Below are 4,160 nucleotides of genomic sequence, written 5' to 3'. Positions count from 1 at the left end.
AACGGATACGGATGAAGAAACCTTGAAATGGAAAAATAAATATGAGGATTGGGCGGTTGTAAATACGTATGTAAATAAACTTCTTTCAGGCGAAGAGAGTGTGCTGACCAATTATGTAACATACATTGCTTCAAGAAAAGATGAGGTTCTTCCTGCACTTGATAATATCCTTGAGGCGGCTAATCGATATCATTTTGATGTAGATCATATATTAAACCAATTCGAAGTGGACATTTCATCTTATCTGGAGCAACAAAAAGTTGAAAGCTTTTATACTCAACGATTCATAACAGAACGCTTTATACATTTTTCAAAGGAATTAGCGGTTTACTACTTTAACAAAAGTAATTCAATCCCACCAATGCCTGGTCAAAGGAACACTGGGCTAATATGATCGGTACAGCCGGATTATTTGGAGGAGTTAGTTCAGTAATCAAACCCAAACTTGGGATTGGTAATACAATAAAGTTTAATGGTGAGATAAGACCATTTACCAAAGGGTATGAATTAGATTTGAAATCGTGGGAAGAGATGCTTGTAAGTGGTCAGAGGAAGGTAACGCCAACTGGACACAGAATTATGAATGTTAGTGAAATGAAGTCATTTAAAAAAGAAATGGATGCACTAGATATAAAGGTTTTGATTGATAAGAAAGATAAAATTTTGCCTGAAAGTGCTGCGGCTGGTTTTAATCCAGCTACGGGAGAAATAGTTTTGAGAAAAGAACCGACAAATTTGAGTGCAATTCATGAGTCCTATCATGCCAAGCAGTGGAAGGAACTAGGGAAGGATAACTATTTACAACAAAGCACTCTTGAGAGAGAAGAATTCGTTTATAATGAAATCATGAAAAATAAAGAGCTATTTAATGATGGTGAAATTCTCTTTTCGCAAAAATATATCTATAAATTAAGAAACGGGGAATGGCCTCCACCGGGCTGGAAAGGTTTTGAAAATAATGAGTGAAAAGATAAACAAACATCTCACAGCAGAACAAGCTATGCAAATAGCTGAGAGCTACAAGGAGAAGTATGACCTTTCTGGAACAATAGACGGTACAAAGGAACGTACTGCAAAATTTTATAATCAGTTTGACGATTCCGATCTTCCAGTTTGGCTTGTAATGGTAAGTATAATTCCAACTGTATTCCAAGCAGATGATGAGTATACAATTGTGATCTCAGATGCAGAGGCACAGGTTAAATATCTAATTGATCCTAATGGACATTATTATGCTCCTCATACAAAAGAGAATGGATTGACGGACGAAGAATTTGATAGACTATGGAATGAAGATTCAGAAGACAATTAATCCACGAAGCTTGCTCCAAAACATAGGGAGTGAGCTTTTTTTAGTTATCCAATCTGAATAAAGAGGGATGAGATTTACATACACCTTGCTTCAATATCCACCGTGACAAGTTGTGGGGTAGACCAAAAAAGTCTATACATAGTGCATATACTTTCAAGGATGTAGCTGAGTCGATTGGTGAAAATGGATGGATTAGGATCAATCTACCCGACAAAATAGGAGTTCCTACTGGATAAGCATCACGATAAGGTGATTTTAGTCGAGTATGTTTGGGAAAACCATAGGAAATCTTTAGAGGCTTTGACAAAGTATCGCAAAGAGTTCGTTAATGAGAAGTTATCAAAAATAAACTCCAGACTGCAAACCTGGGATGAAAACGAAAAGCCTAACAACACTAATTCACAAAACTCGTATTTTGTACATTAGTATACCATATTCGTTATAAGAAGCAAAACCTGCCCGTCCCGCTGTTGATTGACACAAAACTTCCCTTGTTTTTGACACCAAAGCCCCCTTTTTAACTTTATTCCTTGTGCTAATCATTGAAAAATCATTATGTAATTTCATGTTGGATATAAAATTGCGTAGTTCTCACTTAATCACTTATTAAAGTGGGAGTTTTGTGTCAAACTCCAATTATAGTGGATGTTTTATGTCAAAGCATCCACACATAATGGTTGATTTGTGTCACTAATTTCGTTTTTCTTTACGTTGGAAGTTGGTCATTTATCCATATTATTAACGGCAGTTCTCATTTCTTCGTCAGACAAATGTGTATAGATCATGGTTGTTTGTATTGACGAATGCCCTAACTGATTCTTCAACCTAGGTACATTATTGTTCTCCAGGTGATAACGAGTAGCGAATGAATGCCTCAAAGAATGCACCGTCAATGCAGGTTTACCAAATGCCTTTGCATATTTCTCAACAAGCTTTTCAATGGACCTAGGTGTTAAACGTCTGTTTCCTCCTTTTCGACCAATTGGAGCAGCTATAAAGAGATAGGTTTCTGTTTTTTCAGGCATATATCTTATGGCCCTGATTTTCATGTAATCCAGCAGATCAACTAAAGCTTGCTGACTAAAGTATACGTATTGTTCTTTGTTACCCTTGCGAATTACGCGTACTAGAGCTTTATTTATGTCAATATCATCAAAATTAATACCAGCTACTTCTGACAAGCGAAGTCCAGATCCAAGTATTAGGGATACTATAGCTGTATCTCGTTCACGATTAAACTCATGGAAATGACTTAATCTTTTATTTGTTCTATGGATCTCACCGAAATCATGGGCTACAAACTGACGGAATTTCTCAAAATCGTCTTCCCGAAGTATTTTTCCTTCTATACGGTTGGCAACTGTTTCTTGAGACTCCTTACTGGTATTAAACTCAATCTTGGCCATCACATTCCGCTGAATATATGGTTTGAGATCCGTTGTCTCAGCTTTGTTTTGTAAGTAATTAAAAAGAGATTTTAACGCCGATAGCTTCCGGTTAATTGTAAGTTTTGTATTTCCTAATTGGTATTCTAGAAAGGATAAAAAATTCTCTACTTCACGAACAGTTAGCGTTTCTAAAACTGAAAGTTCAATTTCCTTACGATTGTCAGCTGCAAATTTCTCGGAAACGAGCCAGTCAAAAAAAATGATGAAATCATGGCAGTAGTTCAATAAGGTTGTGTGTGACAACTTACGTTTACGAGTATCTATGTATTCACTAACATACCAAGGTAGCTCCTCACATTTTTCATCAACACGTTTTATATAATGAAGTCGCATGTCTTTATTCATTCAATGACCAACCTCCTTAATACAAAAATAGAGCATTTATAATTATTCGTCAAATTATTATTTTACGTAATTATATTAGCTTAACTCCATTCAGCCTTGTAGTCTTAGATTTTTTCTAACTTTACTACATGTTCTATTGTTTTTGTACCGATAAACCTCATTCTTGAGCACAATTGGCGTAGAGTAGTTTTACATTTTATGCATATAAATAATAAGAGCCTCTTCTCTGAACATCAGGATTCAAAAGGAAACCGAGTTTCTCTTTTCAGAATATTTTTGCTTATTTGGAAGAACATTAACCAGTACATTTTTAAATTCATTTCCTTTTGCTTGATGAATTGTTCGGTCGAACCATGATTTTCTTGGTTCTGAATCAATAAAGCAAGTTCTGAATATTTTTTGCTTTTATAAAAGATCTCTATTTGGGTTGGTTTTTTCCTTATTGCGATTACTGGTATATCTATATTTAGGCTCACAATCTTCACATACAATTTTTGGATAGGTTCATCCTTGTACGTAGGATATTCAGCTAGCATCTGCTGAATGATTTCTAATGCTCTTCTTTTGTCACTTATTCCAACGACGCTTCTGCTTATTTCCTGAATAGCTTTTTAAAATTTAATAAACGTGCATATTCTATTGCTTTAAAAGAAATCATGATTTTTCTCCGGTCACTAGCTGAATCATTTTCAGTAAAAATTCGTGTGTCTCGAATGTAATATAGCCATCATAATCAATTTTATCTCTCATAGAGTTAGCCTTAATGTTAGAAAATGAGAGTGTGTAAATATCTCCAGTATTAAGTAAATTATGAATGTATCTAACGGCGTTCAAAGGGTGATCTATTAAAATAGGTACCCGCCCCCCCCTGCTACCAAATTTATTTTATCCATGATCGCCAGATCTACATGGGCGACAAACACCCTCTTCATAATCATAACAGCCAAAATAGCATGGCATAAAATGAATAGCTACAGCAGCATTTATGCCTCCATTCGAATCGCTTTTCTTTTTTATGGGACGGATTGTAATATGAAGTGCGACACCTGCTGGAA

2 protein-coding genes and 2 pseudogenes are annotated in these 4,160 nt (G+C 35.4%); 3 read left to right on the top strand and 1 reads right to left on the bottom strand.

The features are described 5' to 3' along the window. The 3 genes and pseudogenes from L693_RS30530 to L693_RS0109880 all read left to right on the top strand — a co-directional run. Positions 1-394 (top strand): annotated as a pseudogene (locus L693_RS30530) (hypothetical protein); the annotation flags it as partial. Further along, a pseudogene (locus L693_RS0109885) lies at positions 349-966 on the top strand (zincin-like metallopeptidase toxin domain-containing protein); the annotation flags it as partial. The pseudogenes L693_RS30530 and L693_RS0109885, both read left to right, overlap by 46 nt. Next, complete coding sequence (locus L693_RS0109880) at positions 959-1,312, top strand: hypothetical protein (RefSeq protein ID WP_049825115.1); 354 nt, start codon at positions 959-961, stop codon at positions 1,310-1,312. The pseudogene L693_RS0109885 and the gene L693_RS0109880, both read left to right, overlap by 8 nt. Before the next feature lie 722 nt (positions 1,313-2,034). Here the strand turns inward: L693_RS0109880 and xerS are convergent. Beyond that, complete coding sequence (gene xerS / locus L693_RS0109875; RefSeq protein WP_025717128.1) at positions 2,035-3,105, bottom strand: tyrosine recombinase XerS; 1,071 nt, start codon at positions 3,103-3,105, stop codon at positions 2,035-2,037. Between the last annotated feature and the right edge of the window lie 1,055 nt (positions 3,106-4,160).

The organism is Paenibacillus sp. 1-18 (assembly GCF_000520755.1).
GTDB lineage: Bacteria > Bacillota > Bacilli > Paenibacillales > Paenibacillaceae > Paenibacillus > Paenibacillus brasilensis.
The sequence above is the reverse complement of the archived record's forward strand: the minus strand, read 5'-3'. Positions and strand labels throughout refer to the sequence as shown.

Bases quoted from the DNA above. Each gene is read 5' to 3' on its own strand.
- xerS (WP_025717128.1), bottom strand. From the start codon at position 3,105: ATGAATAAAGACATGCGACTTCATTATATAAAACGTGTTGATGAAAAA.
- L693_RS0109880 (WP_049825115.1), top strand. From the start codon at position 959: ATGAGTGAAAAGATAAACAAACATCTCACAGCAGAACAAGCTATGCAA.